The sequence below is a fragment of the Metabacillus litoralis genome, assembly GCF_007994985.1.
Lineage (GTDB): Bacteria > Bacillota > Bacilli > Bacillales > Bacillaceae > Metabacillus > Metabacillus litoralis.
The window spans coordinates 356,103-382,071 of record NZ_VOQF01000006.1; the positions used below are offsets into that span (position 1 = coordinate 356,103).

Sequence of the window (25,969 nt, forward strand, 5' to 3'; positions counted from 1 at the left end):
CTCTATCTTTGATTTCTTTACACATTCTTTAATCCAACCAGCAGGAATGTTACCAAATGAATCATTATATATATGTTTGCGCTTTCTTCCTGCAAAACTGTTAAATCTACTATAAATTTATTTTGTATTTACTACATTCCAATAACATAGAAAAAGTATTCCGATTTTTGACTACATAAAAAAACCAAGGCATTCCCCATGTCAAATAAGGGAATACCTTGGTTTTGTTTCATTTTATATGTATTTTGTTAATATTAGCTATTAAATTAGTACCTTTTTTTAAATTCGATTAGCTGTATCTCGTGTGGATGAAGAACTGTTTGCAAACTGAATTCATTATGAATGTTTATCTTCTGGATTTGAATTCCCGGTTCCGCTCTTCCTTTAAGAAATCTCATCGTGTCTTGGTCAATGCTACTTGGTGCTCCAATGTCTACCCAAGCGTCGAAAGAAGAGCCTTGTTTTCTATTCACATATTGTTTTTTCAAGGTATATTCTCCCTGGATACCATCTAAATTTAAATTGTAGGATTTTTTAGAGTCATTCTCAAAAACCGTGTAGCGATTAATCAAAGACAACTGTGAAAAATCAAATGAACTATAAAGTTTATTTGGATGAGAATAATTAAAAATTAAAATCTGGTAGTCTTCTCCTCTTTTCGTAACAATTGTATCTTCTTTTTTAAAAACAAGTTCATCTCCAAGCTTACTTAAAAAATAATAAGCATGATAACTAGCCTTTTTTATTCCATTGTATGTCATCAAGCCAAAGCCTCCATGAAATAAAGGCTGCTCAAAATTAAATTCTTCAAAAATATCCGTGAATGTCCAAAATCCCATTCCTTTTACTTTCCAATAGTTTTCAATAACATTCTTGACAATAAAAGATGCCATATAGCATGTATCATGTATTAAATCTCTGCTATTAACACTAGCGTTCCATTCAGTTATCCATAGCTCCTTATTCAGTTGAGGGTAACCTTTAATTATGTTTTTGATATTGTCAATTCTACGTGTGAAATTATGTTCATCACCAAACTTGATATTCTCTGCCTCTTCAAGCTTTTTGATAATATCGCCTGTGAGATACACATCACCAAAATCATTAATAGGATCAATTTTTTCCGGTGATTCCTTTGAAAGATTGTAAACATGGAAAGAGAAGAAATCCAATTCAACATTCTCCTTGTCCAAGTACTTACTGAAATCTTCTAACCAAGTCATATCAGATAAAAAATCAATATTACCAAAGCCACCTACTCTTAGCTGAGAATCAATATTTTTTATACATCTATAGCTTTTTGCAAACAATGTTATGAATTCTTCTCTTGTTCCAGACCAGAAATACTTAACTTCTGGTTCATTCCAAAATTCAAAATACCAAGCTCTTACTTCCTTCAGTCCATAACGATTAATAAGATGCCTGAAGAATGCTTCTAACATTTCTAACCAGCGATTGACATTTTTAGGTGGAGAAACATAAGCATTCCATCTGAAAATTGTATCTGATGTACTTGCTAAATCCTTTGGCATAAACCCTATCTCTATAAATGGTTTTATCTTATTCATCAGTAGAGAATCTAGTAAAGAGTCTATATGGTTAAAATTTAAAAAATATGTGCCATCACCTTGCTCATTGTAAACAAGTAATTCATCCGAAAAAATCCCATGAAATCTAATATATTCAAACCCAATTTCTTGTTGTACAACCTGAAGCTGCTCATAAAATTCTTTTCTCAACGCATGTGGAGCATAACCAAAGGTTGTTAAGTTTTTAAAGGAATGACTTATAGTCTCTGTATATCGAGAGAGATTAATATCATATTTCTTATCTACTGTTATTTCATCTTGATTTTTCTGTTTACGTTCTAAATGTTTAAATAAATTCTTTAGTGATTCTCGACTATTAATACTTAAATAATCCTTCGGAATATTTTGCTCAACTTCTATCAAGTATTGTTCACGAAACTGAGAAGGAGTTATTCCCATCACTTCTTTAAAAACCCGATAATAGGCTTTACTATCTGGAAAACCATATTTAAAAGCGATATCGGTAACTGTTTCGTCTGTTGTTTGTAATGACATTAAAGATTTGTTCAAGCGCATGCTGTCTAATTTCTTTTTTAAAGACATACCTACTTTTGCTTTAAAATATCGAGATAAGTATTGTGGATTTAACGAAAATTCTTTTGCTATACCCTGTAAACCAAAGTTTGTTTCTGTACAATGATTATTCATGTACTTCAATATTTCTAATAGTCTTTGATCATTATCTATATCGTGACGTTCTTTTTCTAGTAATGGAACCTCAAAATGCTCCAGTAGAATAACAACTAGATCAAGTAAGAGTTTTTCTACTTTTAAATAATATAATTTTTTCCTATTCAGAATTAAATCCATCATGTTTGCAAGAATATACTTCATTTCATTCACAATACTTATATTTGCCGGCCCAACTTCACTTGAGTTTAGATAGAACCTTTTGTTCTCAGTATGAATACGGTGCTTTTTTAAGTATTCACTTTCTATTTGAAGAGCCAACACCTGAGTTTTTCCAAAAGCTGTTCTTGCGTTAATAAAATGAAGTTCATTACTATTTACAAGGAATAGTTCACCCTCTTCTAACTGATAGCTGTCTCGACCAACTCTTATTTCCAATGCACCTTTTAATACAAATAGAATCTCAATATCCTCATGCCAATGATATGGAAACCGTTCTAAAGTATGCGTGAAAAATATTAATTGGTAAATCCACTTGATAGTCTATTTGTTCATAATCATAACGCATGACTCTTCCTCCACACATACATAGTAAATTACACTTTATCAAAAAATGAAGTGAGAGGAAAGGGGGACCTTTCTTTAGTTAGTAGTTAACCTAAGAGGATATTCAATACATAGCAGAGACACTACATTTCTACTATCTAAGACAAGGCCAATTATGGGATTAGGTTCAGTAGGTATATAAATCTAGAGATTATAAGAGTGGTGAGAAGTAATTGCATTATTTTTACTACAAAACAGGCTGCCCATAAACTTCTTCAGGGCAGCCTTCGTTATGATTTTATATTCACCATTTATTATAATTATAGTATTAGAAACATTTGTAGTTATTTAAACTGTGTTTTATTTAGTAATTGTTGTGATATTTACTTGATACTCACTTAAAGTAGATCTTAAGAAAATGTCTAGGATGACCGCTTTAATTAAGTAAGAATTTTGAGTCATATCTACTATCAAAGAAACTCGTTTTATGGTTTCTTTATTAACCTTTTTCGAATAAATAAAAATCCTGCAACTATTACGATCACTACGAGGGTGATATAAATCACATTTGAATAAATATCCATTATACTAACGATCTCTTCCCAAGAAGCTCCAACTGTTGCTCCTAAATATACAAGTACAACGTTCCAAATTAATGTACCTAATGTAGTAAGAATAAAAAAGATCCCTATCTTCATATTGGACATCCCTGCTGGTATTGAAATTAAACTCCGGATTAAAGGGATAAAACGACAAAAGAATACTGTAAATGGACCGTATTTATCAAACCAAGCATCTGCTCTATGTATATCTTTCTTTGTCAATCGAAGAACCTTTCCCCATTTATCAATAATTTTCTCTAATCTGCTTACATCAAGTTGCATGCCTATAAAATAGAGGATACCAGCCCCTATTACAGAGCCTATAGTAGAAGAAATAACAACTCCTAAGATTGACAAGTTTGTTTTTGTTGTCATAAATCCTGAAAAAGTTAAGATGACTTCTGATGGAATAGGTGGGAAGATGTTCTCTATCGCTATCAATAGCATTACACCAACATACCCATACTCTTCAATGAATGTTGTTAAAAAATTTTCCATACTTACTCCCTTGAAATTTATTTAAACTAATCTTTTCATTTAAATCATTTAATAGTTAATTTCTATTATCAACACACTCTTTCATTAAGACTGCCATTGATATAATGAGTATTATCTTCTATTTTATCTAGTTTATCATCTCGTGGAAAGTAATTATTTATTGTTTTTCCCAATTCCTGATAGAACACAAAAAAATATCTCACCTTAACTTAAAATAATGACTACATTTTCAGTTTATCTATTAGCTTTTTTCATACCATGATGGTATGAAAAAAGCGTACACAGGACCAATTTTTCTAATGTACGATCGAGGAGTGAGTTATTGTCTTCACTATATGGTAATGGAACTTATTAATCGCTACAGAAACAGCCTTAGATCTCTAATCAATATTCAATTTATTGTAGATATTCGTTATTTACTCTTGTCTTCAGGATGAAGGCATCATAATGTCTCAAAAGGTCCGAGAAAAGTGTCTGAAACTGCTACTGCAGAAGGATTCGGAACATTGCTACTCAATCCACTTGTCAATAAGTAGTGATAGAGAAAAAGAAAAAAGCTTCAACCCTATCCTCAAGGGTTGAAGCTTCTCACTTCTATGATCCGAGAGGGATTCGAACCCCCGACCCCTACCCTGTCAAGGTAGTGTTCTCCCACTGAACTATCGGATCGCTATATAAATTTGTAAACTCTTAAAGATACATATTCTATTATATTCAGAACTAGAATTGAAGTCAATAAAACTTCCCATATGATCATGTAAAACAGCCTTCCATTCCCCACATCACTATTCGACTTATTTCCCGGAAAATAACTTGAATCATGTCAAATGAGGCTGTATTAGCCTTCATCTGACATGATCCTCGATAGAATTAAGCCTTTAGCGACATTCCTTTGTCTCTTCGATTAAAGAACACTTGGCTTGCAAATACTCCTAAGAAGATGATTAACCCTACTGTATCTGATATTCCTTCTGGATAGATTAGTAGTAATCCACCGATTAGGGAAATAGCTCGTTCAAGTATGTTTAATTTTCTCATCCAGAAACCGATAATACTTGCACCGATTGCGATCATTCCTGAAAGGGCAGTGGCAATCACCCATAATAGCTCTGTCCATGTTGTATCAATCATTAATAGCTGTGGTGAAAGAACAAATATATATGGAATGATAAAAGCTGCAATGGCTAGCTTTGCCGAATTGATTCCGGTTCGTAATGGTTCTCCACCAGCGACACCAGCTGCTGCGAATGCTGCGAGAGCTACAGGTGGTGTAATATCTGCGATGATGCCGAAATAGAAAACAAATAAATGTGCTGATAAATCTGGAACACCTAATAAAATAATCGCAGGTGCGGCAATAGTTGATGTGATAACATAATTTGCTGTTGTCGGTGATCCCATCCCTAGTACAATTGCTGCGACCATTGTTAGCATGAGTGTAGGAATTAAATAACCACCAGCTAAATCAATTAACCCATTTGCCAATTTTAAGCCTAATCCAGTTTTTGTGACAATCCCAACAATAATACCAGCTGCTGCGGTTGCTGCTGCTACTCCTAGCGCTGAGCGTGCTCCATCTACTAAAGCAAGAACAAATTTCTTTGGTCCCATTCTAGTATCCTTATTTATAAAACCAACAATGATCGCTAGTAAAATTGCATACAATGCAGCATGTGTTACGATCACACCTGACATTAGTAACACAATAACGGCAAGAATTGGTGATAATAAATAGAGCTTTTTTAGAACTTCTTTTCTGTTAGGCATTTCTTCTTTTGTTAATCCTCTTAAACCAATGCGCTTTGCTTCAAAATGTGTCATGATCCATATACCTGTAAAATAGAGTAATGCTGGTATTGCCGCTGACTTCGCAATGTCCCAATAGGTAATTCCATTTCCGATGAATTCTACCATTAGAAATGCTGCTGCTCCCATAATTGGTGGCATTAACTGTCCACCAGTAGATGCCGCTGCCTCTACTGCTCCTGCAAATTCCCGTTTATACCCTAGTTTTTTCATCATTGGAATGGTAAATGATCCAGAAGTTACCACATTAGCAACAGAGCTGCCGCTAATGGTTCCTTGTAGCGCACTTGAGAATATCGCAACTTTTGCGGGACCACCTGTGCTTCGTCCTGCAATGGAAACAGCTAAATCATTAAAGTATTGCCCTACACCTGTTTTCACTAAGAATGCACCAAATAATAGAAATAAGAAGATAAATGTGGATGAGACGGCGAGCGGTGTTCCAAGTATTCCTTCAGTTGTAAAGAACATTGTTTGAACAAGTCTTTCTAATGATAAACCTCGATGTGAGAGAAACCCTGGCATATAAGGTCCAAAATACCCGTATAAAAGAAACACAATGGCGATAATCGTAATTGGTAGGCCGACAGCTCGTCTTGTTGCTTCTAACACAAGTAAAATCGCGATTAATCCAACAATGAAGTCCAAAGTTGTCAATCGGCCAACACTCATCACTAGCTTTTCAAAAAAGATCGGCCAATATAATCCAACACCAATGCTTAGTAAAGCAAGTAAGCCATCATACCAAGTGACTTGGAGTTTATGGGTTTTCTTACTTTTTCGATTTGCCGGGAATAAGAGAAAGATTAATGTTAGGGCAAACCCTAAGTGAATTGTTCGTTGAATTTGTGCAGTGAAGATGCCAAAAATCGCTGTATAAAGCTGAAATAATGAAAAAGTTAGTAAGCCGATAAACACAATTTTGCCAACAATCCCCGTAAGTTTACGAGTTCCTGCTTCTGGATCATATTTTTCAAGAAGTTTCTGCTGTTCTTCTGCTGACAATGTATTAGATTGATTAGTTTCCACTTATTTTCACTCCTTTCAGTTGCTGCCATATCGATAGCTTTTGAATCGACAATCTTACCCACTCACCAGGTTTTATAAAATCTGTTAATTTATATGAATTTGTATCTTGGAGTATCCTATGATTTGCCCTCACTTGTCCTACTCGTAAATCAAAAAAAGGAAATTCCCTCTTCATATTTGTTATAACATAGGTTCCATCTCTGACTTCGAAAACTTCATTTCCTTCAGCATTTGCAGGCATTCCTACTGCGAAATCTTCGTAGGAAAGCTCATTCAAGATGATGTTTTTCTCTTTCACGCTGTACGTTTCAATCACATCTGATAGATGAATAGAATGTGTGTATTGAATCTGAAATGTTTTAGATTTTGTTATAGGAAGATAAGCTAACATTTCATCATTGTCTTGATAGCTAATTGAAAGAACTTGTTGATAGGGAATAAACAGAATGGAGAATAAAAGCAGGATTCCGCCTACTCCAAGGAGATATATGTGTTTTTTCATAGCCAATCACCTAACAATACAAACATAGGGGTCAGACCCCTATGTTTGCTTTTTTATTGTAGACCTTTTTCTTCATAGTATTTTGCTGCGCCAGGATGAATTTCTAAGTCTCCGATTCCTTCTAATGCTGATTCAGGTGTAATTAGTTCACCTTTAGCGTGTGTAATTTTATCTGTGTTTTCGAACATTGCCTTTGTCATTTCATACACTAAGTCTTCACTTTGATCATCTGTAACAACTAGCATTGCTTTTACAGCAACTGTATTCACATCTGCTTCAATTCCATAGGTTCCAGTTGCAATTGTATCTTTAGCATAATAAGGATATTTTTCAATTAATGCTGAAACCATATCCTCTTCAAGAGAAACAATCACAAGATCTTCTTGAGCTGATAATGCCTCAACAGCTCCTGTTGGTGTACCAGCAGTAATAAATGCAGCATCTATTGTACCTGCTTGGATACCATCTGTTGATTCGTCAAATGATAGATTTTGCGGTTTAATATCTTTATCTGTTAATCCATGAACCTCAAGAACCTGCATAGCATTAATGTAAGCACCTGAACCAGGGGCACCAACTGAAACTGCTTTACCTTTTAAATCTTCAACACTTTCAATTCCGCTATCTTTAGTTGTTACCAACTGAATTGTTTCAGGATATAAAGAACCAATTGCTTGAATATTATCTATTGGATTTCCATCAAACATCTCTTTTCCGTCAATTGCATATGCCGCAATATCTGTTTGTGTAAATGCAAGCTCTGCTTCACCTGCACGAAGTGTTTCCATGTTTTCTGCTGAAGCACCAGAAGTTTGTGGAGTAATATTTGCGTTTGTATTATCTGTCATAACCTTTCCAATTTGCCCACCAAGTGGATAATATGTACCACCAGTTCCACCTGTTAATAAACTTAGATCTTGGCTTTCCTCAGTGTTTTCTGTTTCATTTGTTCCTTCATTTTCCTCACTTGTACTTCCTGTATCAGATCCACCACCACAAGCTGCAATGACCATAACAAATGCAAGCATCATGATAAACAACATACTATTACGCATTTTTTTCATCTCTATTCCCCCTTGTAAAATTGTGTAAAAGCTATAGCTTACTTTTTTATATATGATAGAAACATACTGTACATGCATATAAATATCATTAAAACGCTTACTCACTGAAAAAAGGCCTATTCAGAATAATACTGAATAGACCTTTTAAATAGTAAGAACTAATTAAGCAAAGCGATAGTAAATAAGCAAAATCGTACTTAACACAAATATAAAATTCAAGGAAACAAAGATCATTTGATCAAGTCTTGTTTTATGAATTCTTATTGGAGGCTTGTAAAATGAAACACCTTCAATGATAAAAATAAGTAAAACAAAATGAATCATCGCATGTCCTACAACCTCTGTGTATCCAAAAATCGTCGTTGTCAAAATAAACAATACTGTCACAACAACGGATAACACGCGATTAAGGATTCCTACTACTAATAAGTAACCAACAACAAATTCAATAAAAGCAGATAGTAAAACAAAAATATCAGCTGGAAAACCAAATGTCGGAACATGATGCTGTTGAATAATTTCTGTTGTCATCACAGGATAAACCCATTTCTCAACAGCAACCCAACATAAACTTAATCCTGTACCTAAATATAAAAATGGAAATCCAATCGTTTCAAACTTTGTACGCCCTACTAGCAGCACACCTATAACAGCTAAATAAAAGCCATAATCCAGCATATGAAACCAACCTGCTTGACCCCACACATTGATGAACAATCCTAACATAAAGAGCGCAGCAATTTTAGTGGAATAATGATGTGGTATTAATAGAAAAATAATGATGAGCCACATCACAACTGTTTGCCACAAATCTGTAATCGCAAATTCTGGAGCAAACATCGTTCCATATGATACTTGAAGAATAAACGATAAAGCTGTTCCATATTTTAAAAGATGTCTGGAATATTTTCGAAAACCATCCAATGTGATATCCAGTTTAGCTGCTAACGGAATATCCATCAACTTCCCCATTACCTGAGACAACACAGCTAATATCACCGCACAAAGTAGGGTAATCGTAATGAATAATGGAGATAGTATTTGTTCGATACTAACCTTCTCCGGATCAACAGTTGCAAACCACTTTACATGTGCATGGGTAATAGCAGGAAGAATAAGACCTGTAAAAATGAGCAAAAACAAAATACCCTTTTTCATTTTAAAAACTCCTTGAATACAAATGAATTTACATTTAGTGTGTTAGTTTCTTGGTGAAATTATGTATTGTACAAGCTTAATATATAGTAGCAGGTATTGTCTAATAATTTTGAATTTTAGAGTCGAAATCTAAATGATACACTCGACCTTTGTTTTTTCCTGTGACATTTACCTTTAGAGAGGTGAGGATTTTGTTGGCTATATAAATGGAGGGGATTTTAAGGAAAGTTCTTATTTGAGCATTTGTAATTTCTTTACTTATTAACAAGAAATAGTCTTCTAGGGCAGAAAGGTGAGCATCCTTTGAGATGAAGTGACAGTAGTTACATATCCATCGACCTCTTCTAATTTCCATGGGCAACCTTGAACAATTGGAACAAATCACTCCCTTTTGTAGCTCCACATCTGATATATTATACAACTCAAGATAGTCAGTATTTCCTGGTGTATGTTTTTCGATCATAAGTTTACTTAATTTGTTTAATTGATTTTCTGTGAGAAGGTTTTTCTCTTGAGATTCTTCGAAATATTTAATCTTAAAAGGAAGTTTTGCACTGTGAATCACTTTTTGATGGATTTTTTCATTATTAGGAAAAGTCTCAAGTATTGTGCGTGGAGAGCTTATAACAATAAGGTCTTTTATATGGAGGTTTTTGAATTTGTTTAGTTTCAACCATTTGTTTAGCTGATTACATTGCCGTTCCACCTGTATTAACGGATCAGGAAAAGCTTCCTTAGTATTATTTTGTGTTCTTATTAATTGATTAAACTGATTATCAAAGAATAGTGTCCCAGATATATTTTTCACTTCTAATAAATAAATGAACTTCCTTGATAGAATTAATGTATCAATATGAAAATAGTGTTTTCCATCAAATAGCCTAACATCATGCATGATATGGAATGTTTTTTCGTCAAGAAAACTCAAATGATAATCCAAACTTTTTTCTCCTTTATAACCTGCCAATCTTTTAGATATATTTTCACTAATAATCTCATATTTCGGGTGACTTTGTGCCAGACGACCTTGAATAGCTTTCAATTTTTTAATGGCGATGGGGTATTTGCGGGGTTTTACAATCATCTTATCATTCCTTTTCGTGTTTTATCACCATTTCGCCATCATACATCGTTATTCCTCTTATTCTAAAAATGACATATTTGCTTATTTCTTCATTTTATTTGCTGTTTAGTATGAGATATTTGCTTTTTCCGTGGATTTATTTGCTGTTTTGCTGATTTTATTTGCCGAAAACTAAATTATATTAGTTTTCCGACACAAATCGACACCTACATCCCCCTCCCCCGCTAGCCCAACTACTCTCCCTTCCCCCAACAATCAAAAAAGCTGACCCCGAAGAGTCAGCTTTTTACAGTCACAGCAGGCAATTTCGCAAATGCTGCTTCAAAATCTGCAATTAAGTCTTCAGCTTTTTCCAAGCCTACACTTAATCTTAACAATCCATCTGAAATGCCACGTTTTTCTCGTTCTTCTGCAGGCATTGCCGCATGTGACATTTTTGCCGGATAAGAAAGAATCGATTCCACAGCACCTAAACTTACTGCAAACACTGGTAATTTCACATGTTCAACTAACAGCTTTACTGCCTCAAAATCAGCAACTTTAAAGGATAATACAGCTCCAGGACCCTTTGCTTGATAGCGATGTGTGTCATGACCTGGATGATAGCTTAAGCCTGGATAATAAACAGCTTCAACTTTAGGATGATCAGCTAAGTAGGCAGCAATTTTTTCAGCCGATTCTTGTGATTGCTTTAGTCGTACATGCAAAGTTTTCAATCCTCTTAAAACTAACCATGCGTCCTGAGCACCAAGTACAGCACCAAAGGCATTTTGTAGTTTGTATAAACGATTACCCAATTCCTCATCCTTTACAACTGCTAGACCTGCTAATACATCACTATGTCCTGCTAAAAACTTCGTTGCACTGTGAAGGACAACATCAACACCTAATTCGATTGGACGCTGAAGTTCTGGTGTTAAAAATGTATTATCTAAAAATGTAAGACAATTATTAGCTTTAGCCAGATTAACAATGCCTTTAATATCAGTTACCTTCAACAAAGGATTTGATGGTGTTTCCATATAGATGACTTTTGTATTTGGGCGTATTTCTGAAGCTACTTGATGCAAATCTGTCATATCAACAAAAGTATGTTCAATACCGAATCTTGTTAAAACATCTGTGATAATACGGAAAGTTCCACCATACACATCTTCTGTCACAAGCACGTGATCACCTTGTGAAAGCAGCAAGAAGGAAGTTGAAATAGCTGCCATTCCTGAAGAAAAAGCTAATCCTCTTGCTCCACCTTCTAATTCAGCGATTGCCTGTTCTAATGCTTCACGTGTTGGATTTCCTGATCGTGCGTAATCATATTTACCAAATTCTTCAACATCAAATTGATGAAATGTTGAGGAATGATGAAGAGGAACACTTACCGCTCCTGTTCCTTTGTCAACCTTTGATTCATTATGCAACAGCTTTGTTTGAAAAGACCAATCATGATTGCTCAACTGCTTCAGCTCCCTTCATTTGTTTAAATGCTTGTGCTAAATCTGACGTAATATCTTCTGCATGTTCAATTCCTACTGAAAAGCGCAACAGCTTATTACAGACACCATTTGCGATTCTAATTTCTTCTGGAATATCCATATGAGTTTGTGTGGCTGGATATGTGATAAAGCTTTCAATACCACCAAGACTTTCAGCAAATGTAACCATTTTTAGATTTTTTAAGAATGGATTGATCCAAGCTTCGTCTTTTAACCTGAAGGAAAGCATTCCACCTTTTCCTGGATATAACACATCTTGAACATCTTCATGATTCTCTAAAAATTCCGCAACTTGCCTAGCATTTTGCTCATGCTGCTTCATGCGTAGAGATAATGTTTTCATACCTCTCATTAACAGCCATGAATCAAATGGAGCCAAAACTGCTCCGATTGCATTTTGATGCATGAAAAACTCTTCACTAAGCTTCTCACCTTTAGTAACAACAAGACCTGCAAGAACATCATTATGTCCGCCTAAGTATTTTGTTGCACTATGGATGACAATGTCAGCTCCATCTACTATCGGTGTTTGAATCACTGGAGTATAAAACGTATTATCAACAATCACTAAAATGTTATGTTTTTTTGCGACTGCAACAAGTGCTTTTATGTCCGCTTCTTGCATTAATGGATTTGTTGGTGTTTCGATAAATAATGCTTTCGTATTTTCATTTATTAGCTTTTCTGTTTCAGCTGGTTTTGTAAAATCATCATATTGGAAATTTAGACCGTATTTTCTCCATTCTCTTTCAAAAAGACGGTATGTTCCACCATATAAATCAGAGGATACAATCAATTCATCTCCACTTTGAAATAATGCCATGATCGTTTGAATTGCAGCCATTCCAGAGCTAAAAGCAAACCCTCTATCTCCATACTCTAAATCTGCGATTGCATTTTCAACTAGTAATCTAGTTGGATTACCTGTGCGGATATAATCAAAGCCAGTTGACTCGCCAATACCTGCATGACGATATGCAGTAGAAAAATAGACAGGTGGATTAACCGTTCCCGTTACATTTTCACTTCTATTTCCAATTTGCGCTAATTTCGTTTCAATACGTTGATTCATTATCTTCACCATCCTAATTAGAAAAGTATGTAATTGAGAGGAAGGATTATGTTGTTTAAACACAAAATAAAAAGTCTCCCTCGTTAAGAAGAAGACTGTGATTATAAGTGTGCTCCTTCTTATCTCTCAAGCATAAAAATGCTGATGTTGGCTTGCTGGATTTAGCACCTTGGCACTCGTGGAAGTTTTTGTTTGGTTTTAGAGATTGTTGATACTGTATTTTGTTATAGAAACATCAAATTTAGTATTGTGTTAGTTTTTTTCAGCAAGCAAGCTATCGCTTGCTTACGGCTTGCTTTTGCAAGCCTTCGACTGATAATGAAAAATGCTTCGAACAAACAAGAACTCTTTGTTCGCTTCATTTTTCATTATCAGTCGTGCTGTAAAAAACATACTAAATTTAATTTTCCGAACGTAGCAATATCAACGGTACCAAATCTTCACTCGTTTTGAACCGGTTGCTGAGGCTTCATAGGGCCAGTCCCTCTGCCTCTCTTGATAAGAAAATATATGAAGTTGTTAAAGTACTATTTCACTACTTTACCTCATTGTAGTAGAGAATGCAATGAATTATTTCAATAGTTTGATATCTTTGATAATTTTTTCATAAGGTACCTCTGATACAGCATCATATTGTTCAAGTATCTTATTACCCTTCATAAGGTAGATCGATGTACTATGAACAAATTGATTTGATCCTTCCAATTTTGCTGCAGGAGCAATATAGCTTTTATTTGTGAAGTATTCGATTTCAGGTTGACTATATCCAGTTAAAAAGCTCCAATTTTTATAATCTGCACCAAATTGATCTCCAAAGGCTTTTAGCACTTCGGGGGAATCATATTCTGGATCAATTGTGAAACTAACAAGTTTTGCATCGAGTTTTTCGTCTTGCAATCTCTTTTGCAATGTGGCAATATGTGCTGTCATTGGTGAACAAACGGTATCACAATTAGTGAAAATAAACGTAGAGAGCCAAACCTGATCTTTGTAATCTTCTATAAGTTCAACAGCTTCACCATCTTGATTGACTGCTTTCAGTGACTCAACTGTCCCATTTAATGAAAAATGCTCTTCTAGATTGATAGACTGTGAACAGCCTATCAATGCTAGAACAGCAATGATCATGATAAGTGATTTTTTTATCATTCTTAAAACCTATTTCGTTAAGAATTGAGTGTCGATAAGATCACTGAATTCTGGTTTTTCTTTAAGAAATTTTAATTCAAAAGATGAATTTGCAAATTCTTGAACAACATCAGCATTCACTTCTGTTGTATAGCTTACACGCTCCCAAGCACTTTCAACAATCTTTGGATCTAAATCTTGATCTGTAATATCTTTAATAGAGTTAATCGCAATTTCACGAGCTTCTTCTGGATTTTCATTAATGAATGAAACTGATTTTTCATGAGCTTTCACAATATTTGCTACTAATTCTTTGTTTTCATCAATTAATTTACCACTTGTAACTAATACAGTATTAGGAAGAGTTGTTCCATACGAAATTTCATCTGTATCGACAATAATCTTAGCACCATCGTTTACAAGCTGAGATGCCCAAGGCTCTGGAACAGCTGCAAGATCAACTTTTCCTGATTCAAACATAGCACCATACTGAGCTGGATTACCTGTTACATGCTTCAACGTTCCACCAATACGTGCTGAAGTAATACCTAGTTCTTGAAGAAATGTTTCCATTTGAACATCATGTGTGCAGCCTACGCCAGGCGTAATAAATGTTCTTCCTGTTAAATCATTAACAGACTCAATACCACTTTTTTCAGATGCTACGACAACTGTTCCACCTGAAGATGCTCCTGCAACAATTTTTACATCTGCTCCATTTGCAAAGTTGTTCATAACAGGTCCTGGGCCTACAAGACCAGCATGGATATCACCAGTTTTTAATGCTGTCATAAATGCAGCACCGTCTGGAAATGTTTTATAAGTTACTTTTACGTTTTCTCCTAATACTTCTTCAAAATATCCTTTTTCTTTTGCAATCATTGCTGGAACATGGTCAATATTTGGGAAGTAGCCAATAATAACCTCTTCTTTTCCACCAGTACCATTAGAACTCGCTGATTCTTTTGTTCCACATGCCGCTAAAACTCCTACAAATAATATTGAAACTAAGCTTAATAATAATCCTTTTTTCATCTGTAAAACCCTCCGTTGTTAGGTATCTAAACCCCATTTTTTCATTACATTTTTTTCAATTCGTTGGAAAAATAATAAATCCACAATAACTCCAATAACCATGATCATCATCATAATCGCGATAACTAAACTCATATCTCCAAAGTCAGAAGCGAATTTTAGTTTATATCCAAGTCCTGGTCCAGTACTTAATAGTTCACCGGCCATTAAAGCTCTCCAAGCAAATGCCCAAGCAAGTCTTGTTCCAGTTACTATATAAGGAATTGATGCTGGAAACATTACCTTCCAAAATAAACGTAATCCTTTATAATCCATTGTTTGTGCTGCTTTTATAAAAAGAGGTGGAACATTTTTCATACCTGTTCTTACATTAATCGTCATAACTAATGTAGCACCTAAAACAACAATGAACGTAACTGCTGCTTCGTTTAAGCCAAACCACATTATCGCAAGAGGCAACCACACAATACTTGGAACAGATTGCAACGCAATGATTAATGATCCTAATGTTTCATCAGCAGTTTTTGATTTTGCTAAAAAGACTCCTAAAATAAGTCCTAAAACTAATGCAATTAATAAACCAATTACCAATCTTTTAAAACTGGCAACTAAATCATAAACAAGTGTTAAATCAAGAAATCCAGTATATAGTGATGAAAAAACATCTGTTGGAGCAGGCAGTAAAGATACTGAAACATCAAGTACTGTTACAGCAACCTGCCAAACAGCTAGCAGAATTCCATAAAAAAGTATTCGTTTAACGACGGGTTGCATACTGTTGCTCCTTTTCTATCACTTTATCAATCTCTGTTTTTAATAAAGCTTTAATTCTTTCTTCATAACCTAATAGTTCTTCACCAGCTTTTTCACGCGGTCTTGGAAAATTCAATTCGATAATATCGACAATTCTTCCAGGCTGAGTTCCCATCACAACAATTCGATCAGATAACTTCAATGCTTCATGAATACTATGTGTAACAAACAAAATAGTTTTTTTCGTTTCTAAAAAAACATCCTCTAACACTTCATGTAATCTTGAACGTGTTTGTTCATCTAGAGCACCAAACGGTTCGTCCATTAATAACAAAGCAGGATCCATAGCAAGTGCTCTGGCAATGGATACACGCTGCTGCATTCCTCCTGATAATTCATGTGGAGAATGCTTTGCATAAGGACTTAATTGCACAAGAGATAAATATTTACTCGCTCTTTCTTGTGCTTCTTTTTTTGAAAGCTCTTTGCGTAGTGGAAACATGACATTTTCTTCAACAGTTAACCAAGGAAATAATGCTGCCTGTTGAAAAACCATTCCACGTTCTTTTCCAGGACCTTTTAGTGTTTTTCCTTGTAAAACAAGTTCTCCTGATGTTTGTGGTGTTAAACCTGCAACAATGGAAAGTAATGTAGATTTTCCACAACCTGATGGTCCTAAGATCGATACAAACTCTCCTTCTTTTACCTGCAAATCTATATTGGTCAAAACCGTTTCTTCTTTGTTATCACGGTTTTTAAATTGCTTGTTTACATTGTTAATAGATAAAAACATTGCTCTCACCCGCTTTTGTATAATTCATATCTTTTTTATCGGATTAATAAGATTATTATATAAAGTATTAGAAAAAAGTCAATGGTTTTGTTTATTGTTCGAATATTCATTATGGGTTTTTTGTGATCACAAAAACAACGCTCAGAGAAAAATCCTCTGAGCGTCTATAATAAGCAATTGATATATACTGCTTTTTTACCCTAGTTAAACTTCATTTATTATTTTTCTTTTTCGTCATAATAATTTACTGAAAATGCTGCACCTTCTGAAACCATTTTATTATCTTCAATATCATGTGGATGAGGATGTCCTGCTTTTTCTATTACTTCTTTGTCTCTATCTCGGAACATATTTTGGATTTTGTTTCTTACTGCTTTCAATGTTTCTACTAGTTTATCTTTTCTGGATTGATCTTTAAGTACGTATGAAGTAACACCTATCGTTGATAAAGCAACTCCGGATGCAACCACTTTCTTTTTAGTATTTTGTTTCATTTGTGATTCTCCTCTCACTTTTTAATAGGTTTACTAGACTATTCCCTTTTTCTACTATATTAAAACGTTTAGAATTATGATAATGATTGTACTGTCTATAATAAAGATAGTTTCTGGTTTTTCATTTAGATTTAGTTAGTAACGAGTTCGTTTCATTTCGCTCCACTATGGGGGAATTAATTAGCATAACCTTTTAAAAAAAATTCAAAAGATGAAACAATAAACCAAGTTATGTTCATTAATTTTTAGGAAAAGGATATAAATTCAAAAAGTCATTTATAAAATAATTAATTCTAAATCTAATAAAATAGATTCAAGATGAACTAAATGTGATTTACGAAAATAGCTAATTTCTTTTGCAATCAATACCATTTTTAAGCCATTTAATGAAATAACCGCGTATGGTTTTACTGTCAGTTGATAATCGGATAAAATAGAAAGGGATTTCATTTTAGTTATGATATCCACTGCATTGGCGCTTACTTCTAAGGAGGTTTATCATGAGCAAACAAACAGGTATTGTAAAAGAGCATACTTTTTATTCGAATTCATTACAGGAAGAGTTAACATTGCTTGTTTATCTTCCAGAGAATTATTCTCCTCTATATAAATACAGTTTGCTTATCGCACAGGATGGGCAGGATTATTTTCGTCTTGGACGTGTTGGCAGGCAGGTTGAGGCATTAATGAAGAATGAAGAAATTGAAGATGTGATTGTCATTGGCATACCTTACAACGATGTAAACGATCGTCGTGACAAATACCATCCGAATGGTGCCAAGTTTTCCAAATACGTTAGATTTTTAGCACATGAACTTGTTCCTTATCTTGATAAAGAATTTCCTACATATCAAATCGGCTATGGTCGTGCTCTTATTGGTGATTCACTTGGAGCAACTGTTTCTCTTCTTACCGGTTTAGCGTATCCAAATACATTCGGAAAACTGATTTTACAATCTCCTTATGTAAATGAAGATGTTTTACAAGCTGTGAAAAACTTCTCATCAGCATCTCGACCGAGCATTTATCATCAAATAGGTAAACAAGAAACAAATGTTAAAACAACTGATGGCGAAGTTTCAGATTTTATTTCACCAAATAGAACATTAAATGAAGTGCTTTCAACAAAGGGTTTTTCATATATTTATGAAGAATTTGATGGTGATCATACATGGAAATATTGGCAGCCTGCTCTAACTCCTATCTTAAAAGAAATGTTTGAATAGACAATTTCCTAAAACTTTATTGATTAATCTGCTTTAAATATGTTTATTTTATAAAATTTGATATACTAACATTATATGAAATGTCTAGGAGGGAATGGCATGAAATACGGAATTGCCCTTTTTCCATCGAAGAAATTACAAGATTTAGTCAACTCTTATCGTAAAAGATATGATCCGCATTATGCATTAGTTTCACCGCATGTTACATTAAAGTCAACTTTTGATGCAGAAGAAGGAGATCTAGAACAAATCACAAAAGAGCTCCGCCAAACAGCTAAAACATCACAACCATTACATCTTGAAATTAAGAAAGTAAGCTCTTTTTCACCTGTTAATAATGTCATTTACTTAAAAGTTGAGCCTACAAATGAAATGCAAGAGCTACATGAACGCCTTCATACTGGTGCATTAAACAGTGAACCCGAATATGCGTTTGTCCCACATATTACAATAGGACAAAATCTATCAGATGATGAGCATTCTGACGTTCTTGGTAGTATTAAGATGCTAGATATTCATCATGAGGAAGTGATTGACCGCTTCCACCTTCTCTATCAACTAGATAACGGTTCTTGGACCGTTCATGAGACATTTTTACTTGGAAAGGAAAGCGAATAATTGGAAATAAAACAAGTTACAACAAACGAACAACTAGAAGATGCATACTTTGTAAGAAAAACAGTTTTTGTAGATGAACAACAAGTTCCTCTAGAAGAAGAAATTGATCAACATGAGGATGAAGCAACACATGTTGTTTTATATGATGATAACCAACCTTCTGGAGCAGGACGCGTTAGAATTGTCGAAGGATACGGTAAAATTGAAAGAATTTGTGTGATGAAATCAGCACGTAAAAAAGGTGTTGGTAAAGTCATCGTCACTAAATTAGAAGAGCTTGCAACAAAGCAAGGTGTTAAAAAGCTTAAGTTAAATGCTCAAACACATGCTATCCCATTTTACAACAAATTGGGCTATGAAGTTGTTTCAGAAGAATTTATGGATGCTGGCATCCCTCATGTTACGATGGTTAAACATTGTAATTAAACAAAAAAGCTAACATTGCGTTAGCTTTTTTTGTTGGCACTCTAAACTTTCGTTTTTGACTCATGCTATAGCCTCGCAACCCTGGAAAAAATAAATACTTACCACCAGCCCCTAGAGAACTGTGGTGTAACCTTTTACCCACACATCGCCAAAATGATTCTCAGTATACTTAACCAAATCTACAAAGTGTAAAAAATCTACATTGAGTTCCTTTTTGTTAATAAATCTAAACACACCTCAAAACACAGTATAAAAACTAGGTCATTGGAAAATCATAAATGCATGGTAAACAATACGGAGGGTTTTGGATGGAATATGGTCAAATCACGCTCGAATTGATTATTGGCTTTTGTGGACTTTTTGTCATAACAAGAGTATTAGGAAAAACTCAAATCACTCAAATCACAACATTTGACTTTATTTCCGCTCTAGTACTCGGCGAACTTGTTGGAAATGCAATATTTGATGATGAAACGGGCATAGCTAAAATTATATATGCTATTATTATTTGGGGACTACTCATTTTCACATTAGAAATAATTACTCAGAAATGGAGTAAAACAAGAGGCTTTTTAGAAGGAAAACCTACAATTGTGATTCAAAAGGGAAAAATACTAAGAGACAGTTTAAAAAAATGTAAATTGGATATAAATCAACTCCAACATTTAATAAGATCAAAAAGTGTCTTCTCTATTAGAGAGCTTGAATATGCAGTTCTTGAAACAGATGGCACTGTTAGTGTATTAAAGAAAGCAAAATATGAAACACCTACAAAAGATGACCTTAACTTAAATTCAAAAGATGTAAATATCCCCATTACACTTATTACAGATGGAAAAGTTTTAAATAAAAATCTAAAAGAAGCCGGTTTTGATTTTATTTGGTTAGAAAAACAATTGAAACAACATAAGATTAAAGATACAAAGGATGTATTCTATGCGGAATGGCTTGAGGGCGAAGGGTTATTTATTCAAACCTTTCAATGAGTAGCCAATAAGGAGGGTTTGAAACCCTCACCTTTATTTTGATTTAATCCGCAATTTATTATCACTAAGAAATAATTCAATTTTCCCCTCTGCAACAAGGTATGTGGCATATGAAGTAATAGCTGTTCTAAATAACATCCACATTGAAATATTCTTCAATTCTACTGACCATTTTTCACATACTAAACTAACTAAGTTTTCATGTGAAATACCTTCTTCCTTTCTTTCATCAATCATGGATTGAATGGAGTCTAGGATTTCAAGATGATATGTAATATTTGCTTCTACAGTTTCTTGAAATGACGTTTCATATTGACCATGTCCAGGTAATGCCCCAACACAATTCATCCTTTTAATAAGCTTCAATGTCTTTAATGTAGACTTAGCATCAATAATAAATGGAATTTTATGTTTGTGAAGCTGTTCTTCACTAAAGTAAGCATCTGCTGCATATAAAACTTCATCTATTATTAAACCAAATTGATTTATACTATGACCAGGTAAAGCAATGCATTTAATTTCTTTCTCACCAAACATAAGATATCCTTCTGCAACCTCTTCATCTACATCAATTGGTTCTCCCTCTAAAAACTTATTTCTCATTTCTGGTAATGGCATGTTTCCTTGAAACAAATATAAAGGTTCCAATATTGGATTTCTTAGTATTGCTGATTCGATGGCTGGTGCAAATGTGTATATATTCTCTGTTTTTTGTAAATAAGCTGCTCCACCGTAATGATCAGCATGAGCGTGTGTGATAAATAAATGAGTAACTGGTAACTCATTCTCTTTCAATAGTTTTAGTACCTTTTTTATTGTTGCTTTATCAATTCCAGCATCTATTAATAGACCATTTTCTCCGCTTCTAACATAACCAATGTTTACAGCACCTTGAAAATAATAACAACAATCATTTATTGAGTTTAAGATCATTTTACACCCTCATTTAATAGGAAGATTTCTTTTCATTATACGTATTCGTTAAAATGATTTCCTTTTCCTGTATAGGGTGCAATGTTTTGTGAGTATTTCATTTTCTCATGTAAAATTTCTTTAAAATTAGACTTACTTTCTCTTGTACGTTCTTCTTCATGATCTGTCGTTTTCTGTACAGCAGTTGTTGGTAATATATGAGAATAATGATTTTGTACAGAAACAGTTCGATTCACATATTGAGTATACGTATCATTCTGGATCGGTAAAATATAACCCATAAAAATCACCTCTTATTTTTATATACCCCTTTTTTTGGAGAGATAACCATCATAACTTTAGCTTTTCGATCACCATTGATTCTGTTAAGATAGAATTTGTCGCTTAATCAATGTGATAAGAATATCGTTGTACTTTCTTATCTATACATATACGTTAGTTATTTCTATTTTATGGGAGGTGAAGCTTTTGAATTCTGCATTTTTTAATGGTCAAATTATTTCTTTGCTGCATTTACCTCGTGAAGATTATCAAAGAGTATATGAAGCAAGTTTAAAAGATGATATAGCATGTGCTGTATGCAAACACCCCATAAAAATGTATTTAGGGATCAACAAATCACCTCATTTCTATCATTCTAATATGGAACTCAATAAAAAGTGTCAAGAACAACTAATTGAAACGCCTACTATTAAAGCTCAAGAAATGACTGAAACAGAAATCGGTAATGATTACTACAATGAAAATGGCTTCCGAATTCCTAAATCAAGAAGCATTGGCACTGTTGAAAAGCCCAAGGAATCAAAGTGGCAAAAACCTATAACGATAAAAGGTCGAGCACCAGTTTCTTTAAAAATAAAAACACCATCACAGCTTCTTGGAATTCCACTTGATCACGAACAAAAGGAAGCTGTTACAACGATAGATGGACCTTTGCTCGTTTTAGCTGGAGCAGGTAGTGGGAAAACACGTGTACTTACAACTCGAGCATTATATATGATGCAGGAAAAAGAAATTGATCCTAAATCAATTATGCTTGTTACTTTTACAGCTAAAGCTGCTCGAGAAATGAAGGATCGTTTAGCACAAAACAGTAAAAACTCGACTGTTGGACTCAATCAGTTAGTGATTGGTACTTTTCATAGTATTTTTTATAAAATGCTTATTCACCACAATAGTGAAAAATGGAATGGGAAAAATTTATTAAAATGGGACTGGCAAAAGGAAAACTATTTAAAACAATCATGTCGAGAATTAAGCATTGATGAAAAAGATTTTCCTTTTGATCAAGCTATTCAACAAATAGGGTATTGGAAAAACACAATGAAAACCCCTGGTGAAATAAAGCCTGCTGATGATTGGGAAGAAACTGCTTTAACGTTGTTTAAGGAATATGAGGAGCAAAAGCGAAAACACAGGCAATTCGATTTTGATGATATGCTTGTTCAATGCTATGAGATGTTAAAAGAAAATAGTACGTTATTAGAAGCATACCAAAAGAGATTTCACTATTTTTTAATTGATGAATTTCAAGATATTAATCCAGTACAATACAACTTAATGAAGCTTTTATCACGTCACACAAACAATCTTTGTGGAGTTGGAGATGATGATCAAACGATTTATAGCTTCAGAGGAAGTGAGCCCTCTTTTATTCTCAATTTCAAAGAAGAATTTCCTGATGCTAAAATTATCTCTCTTTCTTCTAACTACCGATCAGATCACCATATTGTGTCTACAGCTAATGAAGTGATCTCAAAAAACAAAAAAAGATTAAGTAAAAAAATGATTGCTCAGTATCAGTCAGAAACATCACCTATTTGTTTTTTTCCTTATGATGAAGAAGAGGAAGCAACTTTAATCATAAATGATATGAAAGAAAAAATTGAACTTGGTGCAAATCCTGATGAATTTGCTGTGCTTTATCGAACACATACAAGTGGACGAGCAGTTTTCGAGAGATTTGTTACATCAAGTCTCCCTTTTACAATAGAAAAAGGTCAGAACTCTTTTTATGAGCGCAAAATGGTTCGTGGTGTTCTTGCTTACTTACGCTTAAGCGTAAATCCAGATGATACGGATGCAATAACAGATTTTATTAGGGCTCTCTTTTTAAAGCAAAGCACGTTAAATGATGTGAAAGCTTTATCGATATTACATGACTGCTCTCTTCTTGATGCTTTATTACATGTAAAGGGTATTCCAGCATTTCAAATATCAAAAATTAATAAAATCATTCCTCGAATAAGCTCTTTAAAAACTGAAAAACCCGCTATTGCGTTAGGTATTATCGAAAAAGAGTTAGGATTTACCGATTATTTAAAGAAACAAGGTAATGAAGGAAACTCAATGGACAGGGGTTCAGATGATTTAAATGATTTAAAAGTTGTAGCTAAGAAGTTTCTTAATGTCGACGAATTCCTCCAACACACAAATCATATGATTTCAACTCAACATGCATTAAAGGGACATTCGCATGATACAGGAGTCCAATTGATGACAGTTCACCGAGCAAAGGGTCTTGAATACAAATATGTTTATATTATTGGGGCAGTTGATGGTTCACTTCCACATGACTTTTCATTAGAATCTGCAAGAAAAGGAAACTATGAATTTTTGGAAGAAGAAAGACGTTTACTTTATGTTGCCATGACAAGAGCAAAAGAACATTTATATATTTCTTGTCCTTCAAATAGACGAGGAAGAAAAGCAACAACTTCTCGTTTTCTAAGGCCATTACTTTAGATCAATATCAAAATGGTGTTAACTCAACTGAGTCAACACCATTTTTTTGCTACTTTATAGATATGAAACTATGAAAATCAGTTTGATATCTTATTTTTTATTCATCATTTTAGAAATTGTATTAAAATCAAGTTTTTCTTTACCATTTACAATTGAATTAACAATTTTGTCTTCCATTTCTTTTGAAACTGGTTTGTTAGCAATTTGAGATACTCGCTGAATAACTCCACGTACTGTTTTTTCATCTTGAAAGTTTGCGCCTTGTAAAGAGTTAGCCAAAGATAAAACATCATTCATATTTACACCAGTTTTGCCTTCAAGATTTTTAAAGAATTTGCTATCCATTTTCCCGCCTCCTTAATTCATGATATATACTATGAACTCCTATAAAAAATGTGATTAAAATTTTCCTACTTAAAAAATACTTGTGTAAATCCTTTAACATGAACAACAGTATTTCTTTCAAATGTATTAAAAAAAGCGGAAATACAGACAATTTATATCCGTATTTCCGCTCTTTAAAATTAGCTATAGAAAGAAGCACCAACGATGATTAAAAGGATGAACAATACAACGATTAATACGAAGGTATTACCATAATAACCGCCACCTGAGTATCCTCCTCCTGCGTAACCGTAACCCATGTTAAAACACCTCCTATGCTCTATCATCTCTACACATTATGATAAAAAAGGTATAATGGTTTGGACAGATTACCTAACAAATAAGGAAATAAACAACGAGCGGAAAATTTAATGCCTGTAACGGAAATTAACAATATTTTTTTCTTACTTATCTAGTTGATTTTTTATTAACCATTTCTCCATTTCACTTGCAGTAAATTCCATGTTCTTTTCAAAGGATTTCGCTGTTGAATCGATACTTTCCAGCTCAAAATCCTTAATCTTTAATTTTTGATCTTCATTTCCTTGTAATCTTTCATGCTGACGATAAATATTTTGGATCCACCCATTAAATAACAGCTCAATTTTATCCATTTTCCTTCTCCTTCTTGTTCTTAATTTCTAAATGGTCATGATAAAAATCTAGAAATATTTCTCCAGAAGAATCAATTTGACCTAAAAACACATCTTTCACATCTTTTTTTCTTGATTGCAGCTTTTCTCTTACCCACTCAAGACTATAGCCAGCCTCGTAAATTGTATTTTCTAGAAATGTCCCATCCGAAATAATTGTTATTGGTCTTTCATAATATTTAACTTTTTTATGAAGTATATCTTCCCATTTAACTTGTTGTTTCTCTTGTTTTAATAAAACACTTAATTCACCATTCGTTTCTAATATAGCGAATTCTACATCTGAAACTTGAAATATATCTTTTTTTCGCAGTTGCTCTAGAAGTTCATCTGCACTATACTTTTCTTTTCTCATATTTCCTTCTAATATCTTTCCATCTTGAATAAAAGTTGTCGCTTTTCCTTCTACAATATCTCGGAAACCCTTACTTTTTAGTGAAAATATCGATATAACGATTGGAACAAGAGACCATATTAAAATAGAAGAAATTCCATTTACCAAATTTAATTCAATATCCATCGAAAGTGTCCCTGCAATATCACCAACTGTTATACCTGTAATATATTCAAAAAAAGATAACTTCGATAATTGCTTTTTTCCTAAAAGTTTTGTTATAAAAAATAACCCGAATATAATTGAGATTGATCTTATAATAACTTCAATCCACTCTGGCATGTATCCTTCTCCTTATAAAACCATTTTAAATATTTTTTAGTATACA

26 protein-coding genes, 1 tRNA gene and 1 riboswitch are annotated in these 25,969 nt (G+C 33.7%); of the genes, 5 read left to right on the top strand and 22 right to left on the bottom strand.

Annotated elements, in window-relative coordinates:
* Nucleotides 1–266 precede the first annotated feature (266 nt).
* The 16 genes from FS935_RS12350 to FS935_RS23435 form a co-directional block, all read right to left on the bottom strand.
* On the bottom strand, nucleotides 267–2,687 hold the full coding sequence (locus FS935_RS12350; RefSeq protein ID WP_338036923.1) for a GH39 family glycosyl hydrolase: 2,421 nt from the start codon (nucleotides 2,685–2,687) through the stop codon (nucleotides 267–269).
* Between the two features lie 563 nt (nucleotides 2,688–3,250).
* The gene (locus tag FS935_RS12355) at nucleotides 3,251–3,865 is read right to left on the bottom strand and encodes a DedA family protein (RefSeq protein ID WP_146948896.1); all 615 of its coding nucleotides are present in this window, start codon (nucleotides 3,863–3,865) and stop codon (nucleotides 3,251–3,253) included.
* A gap of 597 nt (nucleotides 3,866–4,462) precedes the next feature.
* A tRNA-Val gene (locus FS935_RS12360) sits at nucleotides 4,463–4,534 on the bottom strand.
* A gap of 201 nt (nucleotides 4,535–4,735) precedes the next feature.
* Nucleotides 4,736–6,700 (bottom strand): TRAP transporter permease, encoded by a 1,965-nt coding sequence (locus FS935_RS12365; protein WP_146948897.1) that lies wholly within the window; start codon nucleotides 6,698–6,700, stop codon nucleotides 4,736–4,738.
* Nucleotides 6,690–7,202 (bottom strand): DUF1850 domain-containing protein, encoded by a 513-nt coding sequence (locus tag FS935_RS12370; protein WP_146948898.1) that lies wholly within the window; start codon nucleotides 7,200–7,202, stop codon nucleotides 6,690–6,692. The genes FS935_RS12365 and FS935_RS12370 overlap by 11 nt, the downstream gene beginning before the upstream one ends.
* Nucleotides 7,203–7,255: 53 nt before the next feature.
* Nucleotides 7,256–8,266, bottom strand: a complete 1,011-nt coding sequence (locus FS935_RS12375; protein WP_146948899.1) for a TAXI family TRAP transporter solute-binding subunit — start codon at nucleotides 8,264–8,266, stop codon at nucleotides 7,256–7,258.
* Between the two features lie 162 nt (nucleotides 8,267–8,428).
* Complete coding sequence (locus FS935_RS12380) at nucleotides 8,429–9,424, bottom strand: DoxX family membrane protein (protein WP_146948900.1); 996 nt, start codon at nucleotides 9,422–9,424, stop codon at nucleotides 8,429–8,431.
* A 100-nt stretch (nucleotides 9,425–9,524) separates the two neighbouring features.
* Nucleotides 9,525–10,508, bottom strand: a complete 984-nt coding sequence (locus tag FS935_RS12385) for a nuclease-related domain-containing protein (RefSeq protein ID WP_146948901.1) — start codon at nucleotides 10,506–10,508, stop codon at nucleotides 9,525–9,527.
* Nucleotides 10,509–10,786: 278 nt separating this feature from the next.
* On the bottom strand, nucleotides 10,787–11,962 hold the full coding sequence (gene metC / locus FS935_RS12390) for a cystathionine beta-lyase (RefSeq protein ID WP_146948902.1): 1,176 nt from the start codon (nucleotides 11,960–11,962) through the stop codon (nucleotides 10,787–10,789).
* Nucleotides 11,949–13,073 (bottom strand): methionine biosynthesis PLP-dependent protein, encoded by a 1,125-nt coding sequence (locus tag FS935_RS12395; protein ID WP_146948903.1) that lies wholly within the window; start codon nucleotides 13,071–13,073, stop codon nucleotides 11,949–11,951. The genes metC and FS935_RS12395 overlap by 14 nt, the downstream gene beginning before the upstream one ends.
* 365 nt (nucleotides 13,074–13,438) lie before the next feature.
* A riboswitch (SAM riboswitch) is annotated at nucleotides 13,439–13,578 on the bottom strand.
* Between the two features lie 65 nt (nucleotides 13,579–13,643).
* Nucleotides 13,644–14,222, bottom strand: a complete 579-nt coding sequence (locus FS935_RS12400; RefSeq protein WP_240050898.1) for an SCO family protein — start codon at nucleotides 14,220–14,222, stop codon at nucleotides 13,644–13,646.
* A 9-nt stretch (nucleotides 14,223–14,231) separates the two neighbouring features.
* Entirely contained in the window at nucleotides 14,232–15,236 is a 1,005-nt protein-coding gene (locus FS935_RS12405; RefSeq protein ID WP_146948904.1) for an aliphatic sulfonate ABC transporter substrate-binding protein, read from the bottom strand.
* 18 nt (nucleotides 15,237–15,254) lie between these two features.
* The gene (locus FS935_RS12410; protein WP_146948905.1) at nucleotides 15,255–16,010 is read right to left on the bottom strand and encodes an ABC transporter permease; all 756 of its coding nucleotides are present in this window, start codon (nucleotides 16,008–16,010) and stop codon (nucleotides 15,255–15,257) included.
* Nucleotides 15,994–16,782: an ABC transporter ATP-binding protein gene (locus FS935_RS12415; RefSeq protein ID WP_146949025.1), complete on the bottom strand. Its 789-nt coding sequence runs from the start codon at nucleotides 16,780–16,782 to the stop codon at nucleotides 15,994–15,996. Before FS935_RS12415 ends, FS935_RS12410 begins: the two co-directional genes overlap by 17 nt.
* Before the next feature lie 218 nt (nucleotides 16,783–17,000).
* Nucleotides 17,001–17,276, bottom strand: coding sequence for a YbyB family protein (locus FS935_RS12420; protein ID WP_146948906.1), 276 nt, complete (start codon nucleotides 17,274–17,276; stop codon nucleotides 17,001–17,003).
* A gap of 276 nt (nucleotides 17,277–17,552) precedes the next feature.
* The gene (locus FS935_RS23435) at nucleotides 17,553–17,744 is read right to left on the bottom strand and encodes a hypothetical protein (RefSeq protein ID WP_158638604.1); all 192 of its coding nucleotides are present in this window, start codon (nucleotides 17,742–17,744) and stop codon (nucleotides 17,553–17,555) included.
* Between the two features lie 32 nt (nucleotides 17,745–17,776).
* Between FS935_RS23435 and FS935_RS12425 the strand changes: the two genes are divergently transcribed.
* The 4 genes from FS935_RS12425 (at nucleotide 17,777) to FS935_RS12440 (ending at nucleotide 20,532) form a co-directional block, all read left to right on the top strand.
* Complete coding sequence (locus tag FS935_RS12425) at nucleotides 17,777–18,502, top strand: alpha/beta hydrolase (protein WP_146948907.1); 726 nt, start codon at nucleotides 17,777–17,779, stop codon at nucleotides 18,500–18,502.
* 99 nt (nucleotides 18,503–18,601) lie between these two features.
* Nucleotides 18,602–19,120, top strand: coding sequence for a YjcG family protein (locus tag FS935_RS12430; RefSeq protein ID WP_146948908.1), 519 nt, complete (start codon nucleotides 18,602–18,604; stop codon nucleotides 19,118–19,120).
* Entirely contained in the window at nucleotides 19,121–19,546 is a 426-nt protein-coding gene (locus FS935_RS12435; RefSeq protein WP_146948909.1) for a GNAT family N-acetyltransferase, read from the top strand.
* A gap of 308 nt (nucleotides 19,547–19,854) precedes the next feature.
* Nucleotides 19,855–20,532, top strand: a complete 678-nt coding sequence (locus tag FS935_RS12440) for a DUF421 domain-containing protein (RefSeq protein ID WP_146948910.1) — start codon at nucleotides 19,855–19,857, stop codon at nucleotides 20,530–20,532.
* Between the two features lie 33 nt (nucleotides 20,533–20,565).
* Here the strand turns inward: FS935_RS12440 and FS935_RS12445 are convergent, their stop codons facing one another.
* Together FS935_RS12445 and FS935_RS12450 are read right to left on the bottom strand one after the other, a co-directional pair.
* Nucleotides 20,566–21,465 (bottom strand): MBL fold metallo-hydrolase, encoded by a 900-nt coding sequence (locus tag FS935_RS12445; RefSeq protein WP_146948911.1) that lies wholly within the window; start codon nucleotides 21,463–21,465, stop codon nucleotides 20,566–20,568.
* A 35-nt stretch (nucleotides 21,466–21,500) separates the two neighbouring features.
* Entirely contained in the window at nucleotides 21,501–21,746 is a 246-nt protein-coding gene (locus FS935_RS12450) for a hypothetical protein (RefSeq protein WP_146948912.1), read from the bottom strand.
* A gap of 187 nt (nucleotides 21,747–21,933) precedes the next feature.
* Here FS935_RS12450 and FS935_RS12455 point away from each other — a divergent pair, with 187 nt between their 5' ends.
* A complete protein-coding gene (locus FS935_RS12455; RefSeq protein ID WP_146948913.1) occupies nucleotides 21,934–24,210 on the top strand; it encodes an ATP-dependent helicase in 2,277 nt (758 codons plus the stop codon).
* A 90-nt stretch (nucleotides 24,211–24,300) separates the two neighbouring features.
* On the opposite strand, the gene spoVIF is transcribed toward FS935_RS12455, so the two are convergent.
* The 4 genes from spoVIF to FS935_RS12475 all read right to left on the bottom strand — a co-directional run bounded on the left by spoVIF (nucleotide 24,301) and on the right by FS935_RS12475 (nucleotide 25,923).
* A complete protein-coding gene (gene spoVIF, locus FS935_RS12460) occupies nucleotides 24,301–24,555 on the bottom strand; it encodes a sporulation-specific transcription regulator SpoVIF (protein WP_146948914.1) in 255 nt (84 codons plus the stop codon).
* Nucleotides 24,556–24,734: 179 nt separating this feature from the next.
* Nucleotides 24,735–24,854: a YjcZ family sporulation protein gene (locus tag FS935_RS12465; RefSeq protein ID WP_146948915.1), complete on the bottom strand. Its 120-nt coding sequence runs from the start codon at nucleotides 24,852–24,854 to the stop codon at nucleotides 24,735–24,737.
* A 144-nt stretch (nucleotides 24,855–24,998) separates the two neighbouring features.
* The gene (gene yjzK / locus FS935_RS12470; RefSeq protein ID WP_146948916.1) at nucleotides 24,999–25,208 is read right to left on the bottom strand and encodes a protein YjzK; all 210 of its coding nucleotides are present in this window, start codon (nucleotides 25,206–25,208) and stop codon (nucleotides 24,999–25,001) included.
* The gene (locus FS935_RS12475) at nucleotides 25,201–25,923 is read right to left on the bottom strand and encodes a DUF421 domain-containing protein (RefSeq protein ID WP_146948917.1); all 723 of its coding nucleotides are present in this window, start codon (nucleotides 25,921–25,923) and stop codon (nucleotides 25,201–25,203) included. Before FS935_RS12475 ends, yjzK begins: the two co-directional genes overlap by 8 nt.
* Nucleotides 25,924–25,969 lie beyond the last annotated feature (46 nt).

Bases quoted from the DNA above. Each gene is read 5' to 3' on its own strand.
- FS935_RS12355 (WP_146948896.1), bottom strand. From the start codon at position 3,865: ATGGAAAATTTTTTAACAACATTCATTGAAGAGTATGGGTATGTTGGT.
- FS935_RS12370 (WP_146948898.1), bottom strand. From the start codon at position 7,202: ATGAAAAAACACATATATCTCCTTGGAGTAGGCGGAATCCTGCTTTTA.
- FS935_RS12375 (WP_146948899.1), bottom strand. From the start codon at position 8,266: ATGAAAAAAATGCGTAATAGTATGTTGTTTATCATGATGCTTGCATTT.
- FS935_RS12380 (WP_146948900.1), bottom strand. From the start codon at position 9,424: ATGAAAAAGGGTATTTTGTTTTTGCTCATTTTTACAGGTCTTATTCTT.
- FS935_RS12385 (WP_146948901.1), bottom strand. From the start codon at position 10,508: ATGATTGTAAAACCCCGCAAATACCCCATCGCCATTAAAAAATTGAAA.
- FS935_RS12395 (WP_146948903.1), bottom strand. From the start codon at position 13,073: ATGAATCAACGTATTGAAACGAAATTAGCGCAAATTGGAAATAGAAGT.
- FS935_RS12400 (WP_240050898.1), bottom strand. From the start codon at position 14,222: ATGATAAAAAAATCACTTATCATGATCATTGCTGTTCTAGCATTGATA.
- FS935_RS12405 (WP_146948904.1), bottom strand. From the start codon at position 15,236: ATGAAAAAAGGATTATTATTAAGCTTAGTTTCAATATTATTTGTAGGA.
- FS935_RS12410 (WP_146948905.1), bottom strand. From the start codon at position 16,010: ATGCAACCCGTCGTTAAACGAATACTTTTTTATGGAATTCTGCTAGCT.
- FS935_RS12415 (WP_146949025.1), bottom strand. From the start codon at position 16,782: ATGTTTTTATCTATTAACAATGTAAACAAGCAATTTAAAAACCGTGAT.
- FS935_RS12420 (WP_146948906.1), bottom strand. From the start codon at position 17,276: ATGAAACAAAATACTAAAAAGAAAGTGGTTGCATCCGGAGTTGCTTTA.
- FS935_RS12425 (WP_146948907.1), top strand. From the start codon at position 17,777: ATGAGCAAACAAACAGGTATTGTAAAAGAGCATACTTTTTATTCGAAT.
- FS935_RS12430 (WP_146948908.1), top strand. From the start codon at position 18,602: ATGAAATACGGAATTGCCCTTTTTCCATCGAAGAAATTACAAGATTTA.
- FS935_RS12440 (WP_146948910.1), top strand. From the start codon at position 19,855: ATGGAATATGGTCAAATCACGCTCGAATTGATTATTGGCTTTTGTGGA.
- FS935_RS12445 (WP_146948911.1), bottom strand. From the start codon at position 21,465: ATGATCTTAAACTCAATAAATGATTGTTGTTATTATTTTCAAGGTGCT.
- FS935_RS12450 (WP_146948912.1), bottom strand. From the start codon at position 21,746: ATGGGTTATATTTTACCGATCCAGAATGATACGTATACTCAATATGTG.
- spoVIF (WP_146948914.1), bottom strand. From the start codon at position 24,555: ATGGATAGCAAATTCTTTAAAAATCTTGAAGGCAAAACTGGTGTAAAT.
- FS935_RS12465 (WP_146948915.1), bottom strand. From the start codon at position 24,854: ATGGGTTACGGTTACGCAGGAGGAGGATACTCAGGTGGCGGTTATTAT.
- yjzK (WP_146948916.1), bottom strand. From the start codon at position 25,208: ATGGATAAAATTGAGCTGTTATTTAATGGGTGGATCCAAAATATTTAT.
- FS935_RS12475 (WP_146948917.1), bottom strand. From the start codon at position 25,923: ATGCCAGAGTGGATTGAAGTTATTATAAGATCAATCTCAATTATATTC.